The 16,289-nt window shown below is 64.2% G+C and carries 15 protein-coding genes, 1 tRNA gene and 1 riboswitch; of the genes, 14 read left to right on the top strand and 2 right to left on the bottom strand.

Annotated features, from left to right (window positions below; genetic code table 11):
- Position 1 precedes the first annotated feature (1 nt).
- Entirely contained in the window at positions 2–454 is a 453-nt protein-coding gene (locus OCL88_RS10465; protein ID WP_264962460.1) for a DUF4233 domain-containing protein, read from the top strand.
- A 42-nt stretch (positions 455–496) separates the two neighbouring features.
- Positions 497–913, top strand: a complete 417-nt coding sequence (ndk, locus tag OCL88_RS10460; RefSeq protein WP_021470688.1) for a nucleoside-diphosphate kinase — start codon at positions 497–499, stop codon at positions 911–913.
- A gap of 93 nt (positions 914–1,006) precedes the next feature.
- On the opposite strand, the gene OCL88_RS10455 is transcribed toward ndk, so the two are convergent.
- Positions 1,007–1,678 (bottom strand): vitamin K epoxide reductase family protein, encoded by a 672-nt coding sequence (locus OCL88_RS10455; RefSeq protein ID WP_264962459.1) that lies wholly within the window; start codon positions 1,676–1,678, stop codon positions 1,007–1,009.
- A 476-nt stretch (positions 1,679–2,154) separates the two neighbouring features.
- Here OCL88_RS10455 and OCL88_RS10450 point away from each other — a divergent pair, with 476 nt between their 5' ends.
- The 12 genes from OCL88_RS10450 (at position 2,155) to OCL88_RS10395 (ending at position 15,741) form a co-directional block, all read left to right on the top strand.
- Positions 2,155–5,526 carry a ribonuclease E/G gene (locus tag OCL88_RS10450; protein ID WP_264962458.1) on the top strand — a complete coding sequence of 1,124 codons (3,372 nt, stop codon included), beginning with the start codon at positions 2,155–2,157 and terminating at the stop codon, positions 5,524–5,526.
- A gap of 151 nt (positions 5,527–5,677) precedes the next feature.
- A riboswitch (TPP riboswitch) is annotated at positions 5,678–5,776 on the top strand.
- On the top strand, positions 5,767–7,287 hold the full coding sequence (gene thiD, locus OCL88_RS10445) for a bifunctional hydroxymethylpyrimidine kinase/phosphomethylpyrimidine kinase (RefSeq protein WP_264962457.1): 1,521 nt from the start codon (positions 5,767–5,769) through the stop codon (positions 7,285–7,287). (Overlaps the previous riboswitch by 10 nt.)
- 343 nt (positions 7,288–7,630) lie before the next feature.
- On the top strand, positions 7,631–7,939 hold the full coding sequence (gene rplU / locus OCL88_RS10440; protein ID WP_021470684.1) for a 50S ribosomal protein L21: 309 nt from the start codon (positions 7,631–7,633) through the stop codon (positions 7,937–7,939).
- A gap of 58 nt (positions 7,940–7,997) precedes the next feature.
- Entirely contained in the window at positions 7,998–8,261 is a 264-nt protein-coding gene (gene rpmA, locus OCL88_RS10435; RefSeq protein WP_021470683.1) for a 50S ribosomal protein L27, read from the top strand.
- 133 nt (positions 8,262–8,394) lie between these two features.
- The gene (gene obgE, locus OCL88_RS10430) at positions 8,395–9,981 is read left to right on the top strand and encodes a GTPase ObgE (RefSeq protein ID WP_021470682.1); all 1,587 of its coding nucleotides are present in this window, start codon (positions 8,395–8,397) and stop codon (positions 9,979–9,981) included.
- Entirely contained in the window at positions 9,971–11,149 is a 1,179-nt protein-coding gene (gene proB / locus OCL88_RS10425) for a glutamate 5-kinase (RefSeq protein ID WP_021470681.1), read from the top strand. Before obgE ends, proB begins: the two co-directional genes overlap by 11 nt.
- Positions 11,146–12,510: a glutamate-5-semialdehyde dehydrogenase gene (locus OCL88_RS10420; protein WP_264962456.1), complete on the top strand. Its 1,365-nt coding sequence runs from the start codon at positions 11,146–11,148 to the stop codon at positions 12,508–12,510. The genes proB and OCL88_RS10420 overlap by 4 nt, the downstream gene beginning before the upstream one ends.
- Positions 12,511–12,592: 82 nt before the next feature.
- Complete coding sequence (locus tag OCL88_RS10415; protein WP_021470679.1) at positions 12,593–12,829, top strand: hypothetical protein; 237 nt, start codon at positions 12,593–12,595, stop codon at positions 12,827–12,829.
- A gap of 55 nt (positions 12,830–12,884) precedes the next feature.
- Positions 12,885–13,508, top strand: coding sequence for a nicotinate-nucleotide adenylyltransferase (gene nadD / locus OCL88_RS10410; protein ID WP_021470678.1), 624 nt, complete (start codon positions 12,885–12,887; stop codon positions 13,506–13,508).
- Between the two features lie 7 nt (positions 13,509–13,515).
- Positions 13,516–15,087, top strand: coding sequence for a hypothetical protein (locus tag OCL88_RS10405; protein WP_264962455.1), 1,572 nt, complete (start codon positions 13,516–13,518; stop codon positions 15,085–15,087).
- 60 nt (positions 15,088–15,147) lie between these two features.
- Positions 15,148–15,555, top strand: coding sequence for a ribosome silencing factor (gene rsfS / locus OCL88_RS10400; RefSeq protein WP_264962454.1), 408 nt, complete (start codon positions 15,148–15,150; stop codon positions 15,553–15,555).
- A gap of 113 nt (positions 15,556–15,668) precedes the next feature.
- Positions 15,669–15,741 (top strand) — tRNA-Ala (locus tag OCL88_RS10395).
- Positions 15,742–15,810: 69 nt separating this feature from the next.
- Here OCL88_RS10395 and OCL88_RS10390 read toward each other — a convergent pair.
- Positions 15,811–16,188, bottom strand: a complete 378-nt coding sequence (locus OCL88_RS10390; RefSeq protein WP_264962453.1) for a cupin domain-containing protein — start codon at positions 16,186–16,188, stop codon at positions 15,811–15,813.
- Positions 16,189–16,289: the final 101 nt, after the last annotated feature.

The raw sequence follows: 16,289 nt of genomic DNA, 5'->3' as shown, positions 1-16,289 counted from the left end.
CATGGCCAAGCTGACCAAGGCACAACGCGAGTGGCGTCCCGGCATGCCCAAGAAGCGTCGTTCCACCAAAGTGATGTTCGGTTCAACCGTGCTGTTGCTGGAGGCCTTCGTCGCCTTCTTCGGCACGCTGGTGGTCTTCGGGCTGAAGCGGGGAGAGGTTCCTCCCGCGATCATCCTCAGCGTTGGCATTGCCCTGAGCGTCGTGTTGGTCCTCACCTGCGCCGTGCTCGCCAAGCCGTGGGGCATCGGGCTGGGCTGGGGACTGCAGATAGTCCTCATCCTCACGGGCTTGGCCGAACCGACGATGTTCATTGTGGGCATCCTGTTCGCCATCTGCTGGTGGTACGGCATCCGGACGGGTATCCGGATTGACCGGGAGGTTGCCCAGCGCGACCGTGTACAGGCCGAGTGGGATGCTGCGCACCGTGACGAGCCCGGCGCCCCAACCCCGTAAACTGGCAGGGAAACCCCACCAAGAAACCACATTGGAGCAACTGTGAGCATTGAACGGACCCTCGTCCTGGTCAAGCCCGACGGCGTCGCCCGCAACCTGAGCGGAACCATCCTCGCCCGGATCGAAGCCAAGGGATACACCTTGGCGGAGCTGAAGAAGGTCAACGCGACCCGGGAGCTCCTGGAGCAGCACTACGAGGAGCACGTCGGCAAGCCGTTCTACGAGCCGCTGGTTGAGTTCATGCTGAGCGGGCCGGTTGTGGCAGCTGTCTTTGAAGGCCACCGCGTCATTGAAGGCTTCCGTTCGCTGGCGGGAACCACGGACCCGACGACGGCGGCGCCCGGAACCATCCGCGGCGACTTCGGCCGTGACTGGGGACTGGCTGTCCAGCAGAACCTGGTCCACGGCTCCGACTCGGTGGAGTCTGCCGAGCGCGAGATCAAGATCTGGTTCGAGTAAGACCTGGCGCACCTACAGCGAAATGACAGTTAAGGCCAATGTTCATCACGAACATTGGCCTTAACTGTCATCCCGCGGTGTTTGAGAAAGTGCTTAGTAGCCGGACGTTCCGGCGAAAACATGGAGGAACGCGAAGAAGATCGTCGCGATGACTGCCACGTAAAGCAGTGCCACGATGATCCACCCCGAATCGCCCAGCACCTTGGTCAGCCTGGCAGGCGCCTTAATGACCCCGTGGCTGATGTTGCGGATGGTGACCCACACAAACATGGGAATCATGGCTGCCCAGACCACCATGCAGAACGGGCACAGGACGTTGATCGCGTACAAAGCCTGCGACCATAACCAGACCACGAACGCGAAACCGAGCGTCACTCCAGCCTGTAGGCCCAGCCAGTACCCCCGGGAAAACCTGGCACCGGCAAGGATTCCCATGGCCGTGGTGATGATCACGGCGAAGGCGACGATGCCGATGAACATGTTCGGGAATCCGAAGAGGGAACTTTGCCACGTCTTCATCACTGTTCCGCAGGAGACCCATGGATTTACATCGCATGCAGTGACGTGGTTGGGGTCCTGGAGCGCCTGGAGCTTTTCCAGCACCAATGCCCCCGAGGCCAGCCAACCGACGACGCCTGTCACCAAGAGGAGCCAGGCAAACGGCTTGTCCCGTACGGCTGCAGGCAGCGTATCCCTGTGCGGTGCGGGTCCGGCAGCAGGGGGCGGGGCATGGTGGTCCAGGTTTCCCCTGGCAGTGCTTGGCATCGCGGATGCATCCTCTTCCAACGGGTGGCCCCGGTCTGGCCGGGATGGGTTCTTTGGAGGATTCTAACGCCGCATGCTGAACCCTGCGCCCAGCTTTCCCTTCCACAACCGGTAGGCGACACGGTTCCTACCCCGTGAATGTGCGGGGGTGTGAGAGAATGGACATGGCTGGAAGCCGATCCACATTCGTCATCCGGTCCGGTGACTTGTTCCCAAGACCGCCAGCATGAGCAGGGCCTGCACGGATCGACTGATCCGCTACAGGCCCGCCATGACAATGGACGGCACCTGGTTGTGGCAGCTGAACAACGGGTTTTAGAACCAAGGCACTGGCCTTCCAGGGCTGCCGCACCCCAAGGATGGTGCGAACCGGAAGGCATACTACTGACTTCTGTCAACGCCTGCGGGTTTTGACAATATTTGCCCCATTGGGTGCCGGATGTGGCGGCGCTTCCGGGGCAGGAGTGTTGCCACATATGGATAATGACCAGGTTGTAGCCGTAAATGATGGGGCGGAACCCGCGGAAGCAGCGGAGGCGCCCAAGAAAACCACCCGCGCCAGGACCGCCCGCGCGCCCCGCAAGACTGCCGCCAAGGCAGCTGCCGACAGTGCGGCAGAGCCGGTGACCGCCGAAGAAGCTGCCGATGCCGCTGCGGCTGTCCAGGCCCCCGATGCCGCTGCCGGCGCACCGGCTACTGAAGAACCAGCTGCGCAGGCTCCGGCACGTCGAAGCCGTGCCCGCAAGAAGGTTGAGCCTGCTGAGCCCCTTCCCGGCTTCGATGGGACCCCTGCGCCGGACGCGCAGGCAGAGACCACAGAACCGGCAGTGGCCACAGAACCGGCAGGATCTTCCGCTGAGGCCGCAGACGCAGCAGCAACCGCCGCTGAGCCCGCAGAAGCGCAAGCCGAGGCTGCACCGGAAAAGCCGGTCCGCCGTCGTCGTACTGCAAAAGCAAAGGTTGAAGCTCAGCAGGCCGAAAGCGCCGAAGCCGCTGCCGAAGCCACAGCCGGTGCCGCGGATGCAGAGCCCGTCGCAGAAACCAGCCAGGAAGCTCCGGCCGCAACAGCGGAGGAGCAGGCTGAAACGGACGCTGCCGGTTCGTCCTCCTTGTTCCTTGAGCCGGTCTCCATCACCTCGATGATCTTCCAGGCGCCCGACCTCAGTGCTGTTGTCCGCCCGGCCGAAGAAAAAGACGCCGAGGCCGACGATGAAACCGAGGCCAGCGGTGAAGCTGAGTCGGAAGATGCCGGCAGCCGCCGCCGCCGCCGCAGCCGGGGACGCCGCGGACGCCGCGGCAACGAACGCGATGACAACGATGCCGAGGGCAGCAGCGAAACCGAAGACGACGAAGCTCCGGCTGCGGAGGCCTTGGAAGAGGGCGTCACTTCGCGCCGTCGCCGTCGGCGCCGTCGGGGGGACCAGGACCTCGAACTGACCGGCGGATCGGATGACGATCCGCCCAACACGGTCACCCGGGTCCGGGCGCCCCGCCCCATCACCGAGACCGCTGCCTCCAACCGGGTGGCGAGCGTCAAGGGTTCAACCAGGCTCGAAGCCAAGAAGCAGCGACGCCGCGAATCGCGCGAAACCGGTCGCCGCCGCCAGGTCATCACCGAGGCCGAGTTCCTGGCGCGTCGTGAGTCCGTCGACCGCCAGATGATCGTCCGCCAGCGCGATGACAGAATCCAGATCGGCGTCCTGGAAGACGGCGTGCTGGCTGAACACTTTGTTTCCAAGACCCAGCAGGACTCCCTCATCGGAAACGTCTACCTGGGCAAAGTACAGAACGTCCTGCCGTCCATGGAGGCAGCGTTCGTCGACATTGGACGCGGCCGCAATGCGGTGCTCTATGCCGGCGAGGTGAACTGGGACGCGGTGAACCTTGAGGGCCAACCGCGCCGGATCGAGAACGCGCTCAAGTCCGGAGACTCCGTCCTGGTGCAGGTCACCAAGGACCCCGTGGGTCACAAGGGTGCGCGCCTGACCAGCCAGATCTCCCTGCCTGGCCGCTACCTCGTCTATGTCCCGGGCGGTTCCATGACCGGAATCTCCCGGAAACTGCCCGACGTCGAACGGAACCGCCTCAAGCGGATCCTGAAGGACCGTTTGCCGGAGAACGCCGGCGTGATTGTCCGCACGGCCGCCGAAGGCGCGTCGGAAGAGGAACTGACCCACGACATCAACCGCCTCCGGGCGCAGTGGGAAGGCATCGAGAGCCAAGCATCCTCAACCAAGGTCCTTGCCCCGGAACTGCTGTACGGCGAACCGGACCTCACCATCAAGGTGGTTCGGGACGTCTTCAACGAGGACTTCTCCAAGCTGATTGTTTCCGGCGACGAAGCCTGGGACACCATTGAGGCCTACGTTACGTACGTTGCGCCTGACCTGGTGGGTCGCTTGGAAAAGTGGACCAAGGACCAGGACATCTTTGCTGCCTGGCGCATTGACGAACAAATCCACAAGGCTCTGGAACGCAAGGTCTTCCTGCCGTCCGGCGGCTCTTTGGTGATCGACCGTACCGAGGCCATGACTGTCGTGGACGTCAACACCGGCAAGTTCACCGGCAGCGGCGGCAACTTGGAAGAGACCGTCACCAAGAACAATCTGGAAGCGGCCGAAGAGGTAGTTCGCCAGCTCCGCCTCCGTGACATCGGCGGCATCATCGTCATCGACTTCATCGATATGGTCCTGGAGTCCAACAGGGACTTGGTGCTGCGCCGGCTGGTGGAGTGCCTTGGCCGCGACCGCACCAAGCACCAGGTGGCGGAGGTGACGTCCCTGGGCCTCGTCCAGATGACGCGCAAGCGCATGGGCACAGGCTTGCTGGAGGTCTTCGGTGAGCAATGCGAGCACTGTGCCGGCCGCGGCGTGGTGACGCACGACGAGCCCGTGGAGCACCGCCGCGCGAATGTGGTGGCTGCCGAGCAGCACCGGTCCCACACCGAAGCACAGCAGCCGTCCCAGCGCAGTGAGCGTAAGCGTCGCCGCGGCAAGGGGGGCAACCAGGCACCGGAAGCTACGACGCCGGTCCAGCCGGCCGCTGCCCCGACGGCACCCGCTCCGGCTGAGTCCGTGGATCCCGCCCAGAAAGCCAAGGCAGAGGCTACCCGGGCCGCATTGGCGACGATCGCCGCTGCTGCGCACGCTGCACACCTGCACGATGACGAGGTGCACCGCGCCGAGGAAGCAGCCCGCGCCGCCGGTAAGGCGGAAGCAGGCCAGTCGGGTCCCGCCCAGGCGGATCCTGCCCGGAAGGCTCCTGCGCAGTCGGCTCCTGCCCAAGGGGATGCCGCCCAGGCCCCTGAGCAGGGCGGGCAGACGCAGGGCTCCACCCCGGCAGAAACTGCGGCCAGGGAGGGCCGTCCGGCTCCGGTACTGCGCTTCGGCGGAGAGGAAGTGGCTCTGCCTTTCGTGGAGCATCACGACGAACCTGCCAAGAAGCCTGCCATGAGCCTGGATCTGCTGGCTGAGGCCTTCTCGCACTTGGGTGGCACACCTGAGGTTGTCCCCGGGTCTGAGGTTGCCGGGTCTGGGCAGGACGCGCCCGGGAATGTTGAATCTGCTGAGGCTCCCGGGAGCGCCGACCCCTTGGCAGTCACGTCCGCTGGTACCGAACCCGTGGAGTCCCGGTCCGGCGCCCGTGGCCGGCGCGGCAGGCGGAACCGCAGCGCCAGCAGGGCCCAGGGCGCTGCCAACGAGACCAACGTTGAGCACCACGACGTTCGGGCCGCCACAGGTGGCGGGACCTCGCACGAAGCGAAGGCGCCGGCTGAGCCGGCAAAGAAGCCAACTGCAGCATCGGAGCCGATCATCCTGGGGGTGGGTGTTCCGGCGTCGGAGCTGTAAACAGGCACTGAAGACACAGGTGGAACGAAGGCCGCGCAGCGCATGCTGTGCGGCCTTCGTCGTGCAACGGGTCATCATCCGCCCGCTGGGGTCATATCCAGGCCGTTAGCCGCCGGGGTTCCCGGCGTGAGGGGCTTCCGGGCTAGGCTAGGACACTGACACGGGGTGCCGGGCATTGGGCCGGGCTGAGATCCAGACCCGTTGAACCTGTCCGGTTAGCACCGGCGAAGGGATGTCTCCATGACTTCAATGTCGTCTTCTGCTGTTTATCCGTTGCCAGCGGTCATCCGTACACATCCGAGGGTGTTGAGCATTGCTGGTTCGGACCCCTCCGGCGGGGCGGGGATCCAAGCGGACCTTAAAAGCATTGCTGCGCACGGCGGCTACGGTATGGCCGCCATCACCGCGCTGACGGCCCAGAACACGCGGGGCGTCAGCGGTGTGCATGTGCCGCCGGTGGAATTCCTCCGCCAGCAGTTGGAAACCGTCAGCAGCGACGTCGCTATCGACGCCGTGAAGATCGGGATGCTCGGTGATGCCGCCGTCATCAACGAGGTCCGGACCTGGCTTGCCAAGGTACGTCCCGCCGTCGTGGTCCTGGACCCGGTGATGGTGGCCACCAGCGGTGACCGGCTGCTGCGGGAATCAGCCGAGGCAGCGTTGCGTGACCTTCTGCCGATGGCGGACCTCATTACACCCAACCTTCCGGAACTGGCCATGCTGCTGGGGGAACCCGAAGCGGAGGACTGGCCTGCGGCGCTGGACCAGGGCAAACGGTTGGCCGGGGAGTGCGGCAATACGGTGCTGGTCAAGGGAGGCCACTTGCCGGGGGCGCAGTGTCCGGATGCGCTTATCAATACCAGCGGTTTGCTGCGTCAGGACGTGATCGAAGTCGGGGGCCCGCGCGTTCAGACACGGAACAGCCACGGCACCGGCTGCTCGTTGTCCTCGGCCCTGGCCACTGTCCAGGCAAGAACAGGAGATTGGGAGGCGTCCCTGCGCGAAGTCAAGCCCTGGTTGCGCGAGGCGCTGATGAGGGCTGACGACCTTGAAGTGGGCCAGGGGAGCGGTCCGATCCACCATTTCCACCACCTCGGGGAATCATCCCGGCCCGGAGCCTTCGCTGCTCTCCTGTGGAAGGAAGCCGCTGTGGAGCTGGAAGCCATCCACGGGCTTGCCTTCATACGGGACTTGGGGTCCGGGGAGTTGCCGGAGTCCGAGTTCAGCTACTACCTGGCACAGGACGCCCTTTACCTCAACGGGTATTCCAGGGTGCTTGCCCGGGCGGGTGCCCTCGCTCCGACGGAAGAAGAGCAGCTGTTCTGGGCCCGGGGTTCCCAACAGTGCCTGGACGTGGAATCCGAATTGCACCGGAATTGGCTGAGCGGCCGTGAAGCGACGACGCAGAGCGGCCCCGTCACCAAGGCCTATGTGGACCATCTGGTGGCGTCATCTGCTTCGGGAAGCTACGGCGTCCTGCTTGCTGCGGTCCTGCCCTGCTACTGGCTGTATGCGGAAGTGGGGCAGCAATTGCATGCCAACTTCGTCCAAGCCGGTTCCCCGGAGAACCATCCCTACGCGGATTGGCTGAGGACCTATGCAGACGAGGATTTTGCGGAGGCGACGAGGAAGGCGATTGCTCTCACGGATGCCGCAGCAGCTGCGGCATCCGGCCGTGAACGGGCTGCCATGAAGGAAGCCTTCGTCCAGTCATGCCGCTACGAGACCGCGTTCTTTGATGCGCCAAGACTGCATTCGTAACCCGGACTCCGCGCGTCGGATGGGAAATCAACGGCAAGGCCACGTAGAGGCTGTAAGCTGTATGGGCACGGTGCCGGGAACGTCCGTTCCTACTGGTGACAAGCGTCACGTGGTGGCTTCCGGACCCGGCCTCATTTGCAGCTGAAGGTCAAACTAGCGTAATCTTGATCTTCGGTGCTTACGCCAACACTTGGGTTATGCCCCTTGGAATTGTTCATGGGATGACTCGCGGGCTTCGATCTGAAGTCCACGGCGTTGAGGCACAGCGTGAACCAGGCCTGATTCCGGTTCGGGGTTCCGCACGCAAATTTAGTAAGAAACGTCGAGAGAAGTGAGTACCCAAGTGGTGTACGCGATTGTCCGCGCAGGCGGCCGCCAAGAAAAGGTTTCCGTTGGAGACTACGTAACTCTGAACCGCGTCCCCGGTGGAGCCGGCAGCACGCTTGAGCTGCCCGCCTTGCTCCTGGTTGACGGCGACAAGGTCACCTCCGCTGCTGCGGACCTGGCCAAGGTGAAGGTCACGGCTGAGATCCTGGAAGACCTCCGCGGTCCCAAGATTGTCATCCAGAAGTTCAAGAACAAGACCGGCTACAAGAAGCGCCAGGGTCACCGTCAGGAACTGACCAAGATCAAGATCACGAGCATCGCGTAACGTCCGTTACGTAGTTCAGATTTCAGTTTCCCCAGAAATTTAGAGGCAGGCATTTCACATGGCACACAAAAAAGGCGCGAGCTCCACTCGCAACGGTCGTGACTCCAACGCACAGCGCCTCGGCGTCAAGCGTTTCGGTGGCCAGGTAGTTTCCGCAGGCGAAATCATCGTTCGCCAGCGTGGCACCCACTTCCACCCCGGTGCAGGCGTCGGTCGCGGTGGCGACGACACCCTGTTCGCCCTCGAAGCCGGTGCGGTTGAGTTCGGTACTCGCCGTGGCCGTCGCGTGGTGAACATCGTTGCTGCTGCTGCCGCAGAGTAACAACACTTTCTGAACCGGTGGAGCGGGCCAACAGGTCCGCTCCACTGTTCTTTTAACCGCATTACAATCGTTCAGGGCGCCAGGCGCACTGGGCAAGGCGTTCGCGCTGTTGACAGCAATAGAGGAGATTCACGTGGCGAGCTTTGTAGACCGGGTAGTCCTGCACGTATCAGGCGGTACCGGCGGCCATGGCTGTGTCTCCGTCAAGCGCGAGAAGTTCAAGCCGCTGGGCGGGCCCGACGGCGGCAACGGCGGCAATGGCGGCGACGTCATCCTCCGTGTCTCGAGCCAGACCACCACGCTCCTTGATTACCACCATGCCCCGCACCGCCACGCCACCAACGGCGGCCCTGGCATGGGTGATTGGCGTGACGGCAAGAACGGGGAAACACTGGTTCTTCCCGTTCCTGACGGCACGGTAGTCAAGACCAAGGACGGAAAGGTCCTTGCAGACCTGGTCGGAGAAGGCACCGAGTTCGTTGCGGCCGCCGGCGGCATCGGGGGACTGGGCAACGCAGCACTCTCCTCGCAAAAGCGCCGCGCTCCGGGGTTCGCCCTCCTGGGAATCGAGGGGGAATCCAGCGACATCGTCCTGGAGCTGAAGTCCATCGCCGACATCGCCCTGGTCGGTTTCCCTTCCGCCGGAAAATCAAGCCTGATTGCCGCGATGTCGGCAGCCCGGCCCAAGATTGCCGACTACCCCTTCACCACGTTGGTGCCTAACCTGGGCGTGGTACAGGCCGGCGACGTGCGTTTCACCATCGCGGACGTTCCCGGGCTTATCGAAGGCGCCAGCGAGGGCCGCGGCCTCGGCCACAACTTCCTCCGCCACGTCGAGCGTTGCGCGGCGCTGGTCCACGTGCTGGACTGCGGAACGCTCGAATCGGACCGCGACCCGCTGTCCGACCTCGCCATCATTGAAGCGGAACTTGAGAAGTACGCCGTTGACATGAGCTACGCGGGAGTGGACGGGGAAGTGGTTCCCCTGAACGAACGCCCCAAGCTGGTGGTGCTCAACAAGGTGGACCTGCCGGACGGCAAGGACATGGCCGAATTCGTCAGGCCGGACCTCGAAGCCCGCGGCTACCGCGTCTTCGAAGTATCGGCCACCAGCCGCGAGGGCCTGCGCCCGCTCAGCTTCGCCATGGCAGAGATCGTCAAGGCTGCCCGTGACGCCGTCAAGGCTGCACCGCCCAAGGTTGCCCCGCAGGTCCTGCGGCCGCGCGCCGTCAACGAGGCCGGTTTCCGGATCCGCCGCGAGGAGAAGAACCTCGAGCCGCTCTTCCGCGTCCTGGGTGAAAAGCCCGTGCGCTGGGTCAAGCAGACTGATTTCACCAACGAGGAAGCTATCGGCTACCTCGCCGACCGCCTTGCCAAGCTGGGCGTGGAAACCGAACTCTTCAAGGTCGGGGCCAAGCCCGGAGACACCGTGGTGATCGGCGAAGACGACGGCGTCGTCTTCGACTGGGAACCCACCATGATGGCCGGTGCCGAACTCCTTGCCACTCCGCGCGGCACGGACATCCGCATCGCCGACATCGGCGATCGTCCCACCCGTGCCCAGAAGCGTGAGGAGCAGCTTGAGCGCCGCGAGGCCAAGGCTGCCGCGCGCGCCGAACTGGAAGCCGAGCGCAAGGCGGGCATCTGGACGGAATCCGCCAGCCGCCGTCGTGCCCAAACCGTCAAGGAAAGCAACCTGGACAACGGTGATGACGACTAGCACTTTCGAAGCACCGGAAGCAGGCCTCCACCAGCGCCGCGAGCTTGCCGAAGCCAAGCGCATTGTCGTAAAGGTGGGTTCCTCGTCGCTGACCAGCATCAAGGGCGGTATCTCCGAGAAGTCGCTGACGGCTTTGGTGAATGCCCTGGCAGGGAAGCGCAATGCCGGTGCGGAGATCATCCTGGTTTCCTCCGGTGCCATCGCGGCCGGGCTGGCGCCCCTGGGCCTTGCCAAGCGTCCCAAGGACCTGGCCACCCAGCAGGCTGCCGCCAGTGTTGGGCAGGGGCTGTTGATGGCGCGGTACACGCAGGCGTTCAACGCCCACGGAGTCACCGTCAGCCAGGTCCTGCTCACCGCAGACGACCTGATGCGCCGGACCCAGCACACCAATGCTTTCCGTGCCCTGAACAGGCTGCTGAACCTCGGAGTTGTTCCGGTGGTCAATGAGAACGACACCGTCGCGACGCACGAAATCCGCTTCGGCGACAACGACCGCCTTGCGGCCCTGGTGGCCCACTTGGTGCGCGCCGATGCCCTGGTGCTCCTGTCCGACGTCGACGCCGTCTATGACGGGCCGCCCGCCCACGGTGCGAAGCGCATTTCCCTGGTGCGCGGAGCGCAGGACCTGGAAGGCATCACTATCGGCAAGGCCGGCAAAGCCGGAGTGGGTACCGGCGGGATGATGACCAAGGTTGAGGCTGCCTCCATCGCCGCAAGCTCCGGAATACATGCCTTGGTGACGTCCACCGCCAACGCCGCAGCCGCCCTCGCGGGCGAGGACGTTGGAACCTGGTTCGCGGTGAACGGCAACCGCAAACCGGTCCGGCTTTTGTGGCTGGCCCACCTTGCGACTGTCCGGGGACGCCTGGTGCTCGACGACGGCGCAGTGAAGGCCGTGCGCGACAGGCACAGGTCACTCCTACCCGCGGGCATTTCGAACATCACAGGCGAATTCGAAGCCGGCGACCCCGTGGAGATGGTGGGCCTGGACGGAACAGTCGTCGCCCGTGGCCTGGTCAACTATTCCTCCGAGGAGCTTCCCCGCATGCTCGGGCGCACCACGCAGGAGCTGGGCCAAGCCTTGGGCCGCGGCTATGACCGTGAAGTTGTTCATGTTGATGACTTGGTGCTCGTACGCGCGCCCCGCTCATCTAAACTTGGAGCATGACTGAAGCGCTGACCCCTGATGCCCTTGTGACTTCCGACGTTTCCGGTGCTTCCGGCCAGACGCCGGCAAGCCCCGTGGCAGGCGCTGTCCCGGTTACACCCGAAGATGTCCAAAGCGCGGTTTACGCGATCGCCGACCGGTCCCGCAAGGCTGCCCGCCGCATGAGCCAAGCCAACCGGGCTTGGAAGGACCGCGCGCTCCGTGCCATCGGAGCAGCCTTGTTGGAGCAGCAGAAGCAGGTCCTGGAGGCCAACGCCAAAGACGTCGCCGCAGGCAAGGCCAACGGCACCTCCGCTGCCCTCCTGGACAGGCTTACACTGACGCCTGCACGCATTGAGGGACTCGTTGCGGCTTTGGAGAACCTCGCAGGCCTCCCTGATCCCGTGGGCAACGTGGTCCGCGGCCAGACCCTGCCCAACGGCTTGCGCCTGCGCCAGGTGAACGTACCCATGGGAGTTGTGGCCGCAATCTACGAGGCCCGCCCGAACGTCACCGTGGACATTGCCGGATTGGCCCTCAAGAGCGGCAACGCCGTCATCCTCCGCGGCGGTTCGGCCGCTGCCCATACCAACGAGGCGCTTGTCCGCATCTTGCGTGAAGCCCTGGATTCCGTAGGGCTTCCGGCGGATGCTGTCCAAACCGTGGACCAGTTCGGCCGCGAAGGCGCCAACGTCCTGATGCGTGCCCGTGGCAAGGTGGATGTGCTCATCCCGCGTGGTGGGCGTGACCTCATCCAGACCGTGGTGACCAACTCTTCCGTGCCTGTCATTGAGACGGGTGAAGGGAACGTCCACATTTTCATCGACGAATCCGCCTCGGAAAAGATGGCGGTGGAGATCCTGCTGAACGCCAAGACCCAGCGGCCCAGCGTCTGCAACACGGTGGAAACGCTGCTGGTCCATTCGAGTGCCACTGTGCTCCCTGCCGTCGCAAAGGCGCTGCGGTCAGCCGGCGTCAGGCTTCACGTTGACGAACGCATTGCTGCTGCCTTGGGTCCCGACGTCGAAACGGTGCCCGCGGACGACGAGGACTGGGCCACCGAATACATGGACCTGGACCTGGCCGTTGCCATGGTGGACTCCCTGGACGAAGCGGTCAAGCACATCCGTACCTGGACCACCGGGCACACGGAGGCCATCCTCACCAATAACCTCGCCAATGCCGAGAAGTTCATTGCGGAAGTGGACTCGGCTGCAGTGATCGTCAACGCGTCCACGCGGTTCACCGACGGCGGGGAACTCGGCCTTGGTGCCGAGGTAGGCATTTCCACCCAGAAGCTGCACGCCCGCGGACCCATGGGCCTGACGGAACTGACCACCACCAAGTGGATCGTCCAAGGCGAGGGCCAGGTCCGCAGCTAGCAACGCTGTAACATAGAACAGAAGTCCGGAACGGCGGGAACGCCCGCCGTCGTCATTTCTTGAGAACCAACTAGGGGAGAAGATGCTGTTTCAGCAGATCGCCACGTCCATTGCCGCCCAAACTGAAGGCGGCCACGAGCCCGCTCCGCTCTGGGCCGAGCCGTGGGTCTTCGGGATCGTGATGTTCGCCATCCTGCTTGTCCTCATGTTTGTGACTCTTTCCTACACCAACCTCGGCAACCGCCACGAGGCCGTCGAGGAGCACGCGGATCCTCACCGCCAGCACCCCAACAAGCACACCCACCACGCAGGCCACTAACATCATCGCTGCAACACCGCGCGGGGATTCGGAGCGCAGGCTCCGCTTGGGCGTGATGGGTGGAACGTTTGATCCCATCCATCACGGCCACCTTGTGGCTGCCAGTGAGGTTGCGGCCAAGTTCGCTTTGGACGAAGTCGTGTTCGTGCCTACGGGACAACCGTGGCAGAAGTCGAACAAAGAGGTCAGCAAGCCTGAGCACAGGTACTTGATGACGGTGATCGCCACGGCATCCAATCCCCGCTTCACGGTGAGCCGGGTGGACGTTGACCGGCCCGGTCCGACGTACACCATTGACACCCTCCGTGACCTCCGCGAGCAGCGCCCCGATGCCGACCTGTTCTTCATCACCGGCGCGGACGCACTGGCGCAGATCCTGTCCTGGAAAGATGTGGACGAACTGTGGTCCCTGGCGCACTTCGTGGGCGTCACCAGGCCGGGGCACGAGTTGCACAACCTTGGACGGGATGAGGATGTCAGCCTCCTTGAGGTACCCGCCATGGCCATCTCGTCCACCGATTGCCGAAACCGCGTGAACGAGGGCAACCCGGTCTGGTACCTGGTACCTGACGGGGTTGTACAGTACATCGCCAAGTACGGGTTGTACGCACCGCACCCGGACGCAGCAGAGTTGGCACCAGCACTGACCGGATCAGACGACCAAGCACGTACTGAATGAGTTTTTAATGAGCAGCCAGGAACAGCGACCCATCCGCAGCAGGCGCGAACTTCGACGTGCCCGGGAAGAGCAGGCGCAAGCTTCGGCGCCGGCTGTCGGAACTGACGACGCCGGGTCCGCTGCGTCGGCTGAAGCCAAGCAGCAGGCTCAGGCAAAGCCGGCACAAGCCCAGCCCGCTCAAGCGAAACCTGCCCCAGCCAGGGCTGCCGAAGCCAGTCCTGCCCAGGCCCAGCCCGCTCAAGCGAACGCTGCCCAAACCACGCTTGCCGGAGCCAATCCTGCCCAGGCCCAGTCCGCTGAAGCGAAGTCCGCTGAAGTGAAGTCCGCCCAGCAGCAACAGGCCAAGCGCCCGGCAGGTGTCGCACGGAACCGTCGCGCTGCCGATGCCCCGGTTGATGCCGTCTCGTCGGCCGCGGCCGAACGTTCCTCGCAGATTCGCGCCCGCGACCGCGCGGCGTTGCGCGCCATCAAGGAACTCGCTGACAAGGAAGAACAGCTTTCCGGCGGTGGTCCGCCCACGCGTAGGCAGCTTCGCCTGCAGCAGTTGCAGGCCGAGATGGCGACGTCGGCCAACCCCATTGTTCCCGCTGCGGGTTCTACGTCCGCAGGCGTAGCAAAGGAAGACGTGAAGGGCATTTCGGCCCCTGGCACCGCTGCCAAGCCGGGCGCCGCCAAGCCGGGCGCCGCCAAGCCGGGCGCCGCCAAGCCGGGCGCTGCGACGCCGGGAACTGCGACGCCGGGCGCTGCGAGGCCGGCCCAGGAAAAGCCAGGGCTTGGAAAATCAGCGCCTGAAAAGCCCGGATCCGCTCCGGCGTCCGAAAAGCCCGGCTCCGGCGGTGACCGCGCGGATGCCGCACACACGTCGCCGGCCGAGGCGGATATGTCGGTCGAACAGGCTCTCGCCGTCCGCGAGTTGATTGCCGCGCAGGTGCAGAACCAGACGTCCAAACTGGAGCACATCGCCGAGCAGGACCCCCTTGCCGTGGATCCTGAGGTTCTGGCGCAGCAGATCGCTTTGGCGGAGCGGGCTGCCATCCTCAATAAGCGTGCCGCCGCCAAGCAGAAGCTGGCTGAACAGGCACGGCAGGAGAAATCCGGGGACCAAGGCAAACCTGCCGCAGCTAAGCAATCTGCGGCGAAGTCTTCGACCCTCGATTCCGGGCCGTCGACGGCGAACAACCTGGCCATGGTCACCCCTTTGGAATTCGTGAAGGTTCCGGGAGTGGAACGTCCGGTGATGAAGCGGCCGAGTACCACCTTCGTGCCGCTCGTGACTTCTCCCAACCCGACGACCGAAACCAAGCAGGGGCCCGCCCGGAATCCCCGGGGCCGTGCAGGTGTTCTGGCCCGCGCGGAAGCTGTGGCGCGGAACGCCCGCAAGCGTACTTCCGTCGTCGAATCCGGGCAGGACGCCGAGCGGGCGCCAGTGTCCGCGAGCACGGCCTATGGGCTCGACCCCCTCGATGCCGGCACCGCAGGTTTGGCCCGTGCGCAGCGCAACAGGTTGTTGCAGTACGGCGTCCTGGCGGCTGGGCTCATCGCCCTGATTGTCGGCATCATCATGATCACCAGCGGCTAGACCCGCTGACAACGGCGTTTGCCATAAATCGCGGCCGTCCGGCCACAACAAGGAGTACCTTTGTCTGCACACGAACAATCCATTACCCTCGCCCGCCACGCTGCGCGCGCCGCGGCTGAGAAGCTGGCCGAGGACATCGTTGCCCTGGACGTCAGTGAGCGCCTGGCGCTGACCGATATCTTCCTGATCGCTTCCGCGCCCACGGAACGCCAGGTCAATGCGATCGTTGACGGCATCGAAGAGGAACTGCTGAAGCAGGATCTCCGCCCGGTGCGCCGCGAGGGCCGTTCCGAAGGCCGTTGGGTGCTGCTCGACTACGCGGACATCGTCATCCACGTCCAGCATGCCGAAGACCGCGTGTTCTATGCTTTGGAGCGCCTCTGGAAGGACTGCCCTGCGGTTGACCTTGAACTCGGCGACGACGCATCGGCTAAGGCTGCATCGGGCGACGAGTCCGAGCTCAGCTAACGCTTTCACCTCGGAATATGCCCGATTTGGAATTACCGAAAACGCTGTTCTAAGATATTTGAGTTGCTTCGGCCGGAAGAGCTGAAAGGCCTGAAACCGAACAACGCGAATATGGGGCTGTGGCGCAGCTGGTAGCGCACCTGCATGGCATGCAGGGGGTCAGGGGTTCGAGTCCCCTCAGCTCCACTTCGGACAAAGGCTCCGCTCATTTGAGCGGAGCCTTTTTCGTTCGTGCCGGATACACAGGACGGTTCGTCACTCCGAGGGGCGTGCGAAGTCGGCTGCGCTGAGGAACTCGATGCCTTGGAACGGCTGGTCGCCTGCCACCCGGGCGTTGTGGCCTGGGGGAATGGTGTAGGAATCACCGGCGGAGATACTGATTTTCCCGCCGTCGGTAGTCTCGACGTCCAGCGTCCCGGAGACGCAATACCCGACGTGGCTCATTTGACAGGTGTCCGTCCCCACCACGGGTTTGATGCATTCGGCCCAGGTCCACCCCGGCTCGAACGTGTATCTTCCGACTGTGTAGTCGCCAACAGTAACGACGTCCACCGTAGTCTTGTCAGGCCGGCGTGATTCGTCGGGCGAGTTGTGGGATTTCACTTGGAGTTGCGTGACAACATTGACACTCATGGCTTGCTCGCAGGGGAGAGGAGCCGTTTTGGTGATGGACCCGGTGCCGGGCTCGCGGGCTGGTCGGGACCAGTGCCCAATGCTGGGCGATAGTCGGTTGC

This window comes from Paenarthrobacter sp. PAE-2, assembly GCF_026013155.1.
In the GTDB taxonomy this organism is placed as follows: Bacteria; Actinomycetota; Actinomycetes; order Actinomycetales; family Micrococcaceae; genus Arthrobacter; species Arthrobacter ureafaciens.
The sequence above is the reverse complement of the archived record's forward strand: the minus strand, read 5'-3'. Positions and strand labels throughout refer to the sequence as shown.

Excerpts from the sequence above, each read along its gene's own strand:
- OCL88_RS10465 (WP_264962460.1), top strand. The coding sequence starts at position 2 with ATGGCCAAGCTGACCAAGGCACAACGCGAGTGGCGTCCCGGCATGCCC.
- OCL88_RS10455 (WP_264962459.1), bottom strand. The coding sequence starts at position 1,678 with ATGCCAAGCACTGCCAGGGGAAACCTGGACCACCATGCCCCGCCCCCT.
- OCL88_RS10450 (WP_264962458.1), top strand. The coding sequence starts at position 2,155 with ATGGATAATGACCAGGTTGTAGCCGTAAATGATGGGGCGGAACCCGCG.
- thiD (WP_264962457.1), top strand. The coding sequence starts at position 5,767 with ATGACTTCAATGTCGTCTTCTGCTGTTTATCCGTTGCCAGCGGTCATC.
- rpmA (WP_021470683.1), top strand. The coding sequence starts at position 7,998 with ATGGCACACAAAAAAGGCGCGAGCTCCACTCGCAACGGTCGTGACTCC.
- proB (WP_021470681.1), top strand. The coding sequence starts at position 9,971 with ATGACGACTAGCACTTTCGAAGCACCGGAAGCAGGCCTCCACCAGCGC.
- OCL88_RS10420 (WP_264962456.1), top strand. The coding sequence starts at position 11,146 with ATGACTGAAGCGCTGACCCCTGATGCCCTTGTGACTTCCGACGTTTCC.
- OCL88_RS10415 (WP_021470679.1), top strand. The coding sequence starts at position 12,593 with ATGCTGTTTCAGCAGATCGCCACGTCCATTGCCGCCCAAACTGAAGGC.
- nadD (WP_021470678.1), top strand. The coding sequence starts at position 12,885 with ATGGGTGGAACGTTTGATCCCATCCATCACGGCCACCTTGTGGCTGCC.
- OCL88_RS10405 (WP_264962455.1), top strand. The coding sequence starts at position 13,516 with ATGAGCAGCCAGGAACAGCGACCCATCCGCAGCAGGCGCGAACTTCGA.
- OCL88_RS10390 (WP_264962453.1), bottom strand. The coding sequence starts at position 16,188 with ATGAGTGTCAATGTTGTCACGCAACTCCAAGTGAAATCCCACAACTCG.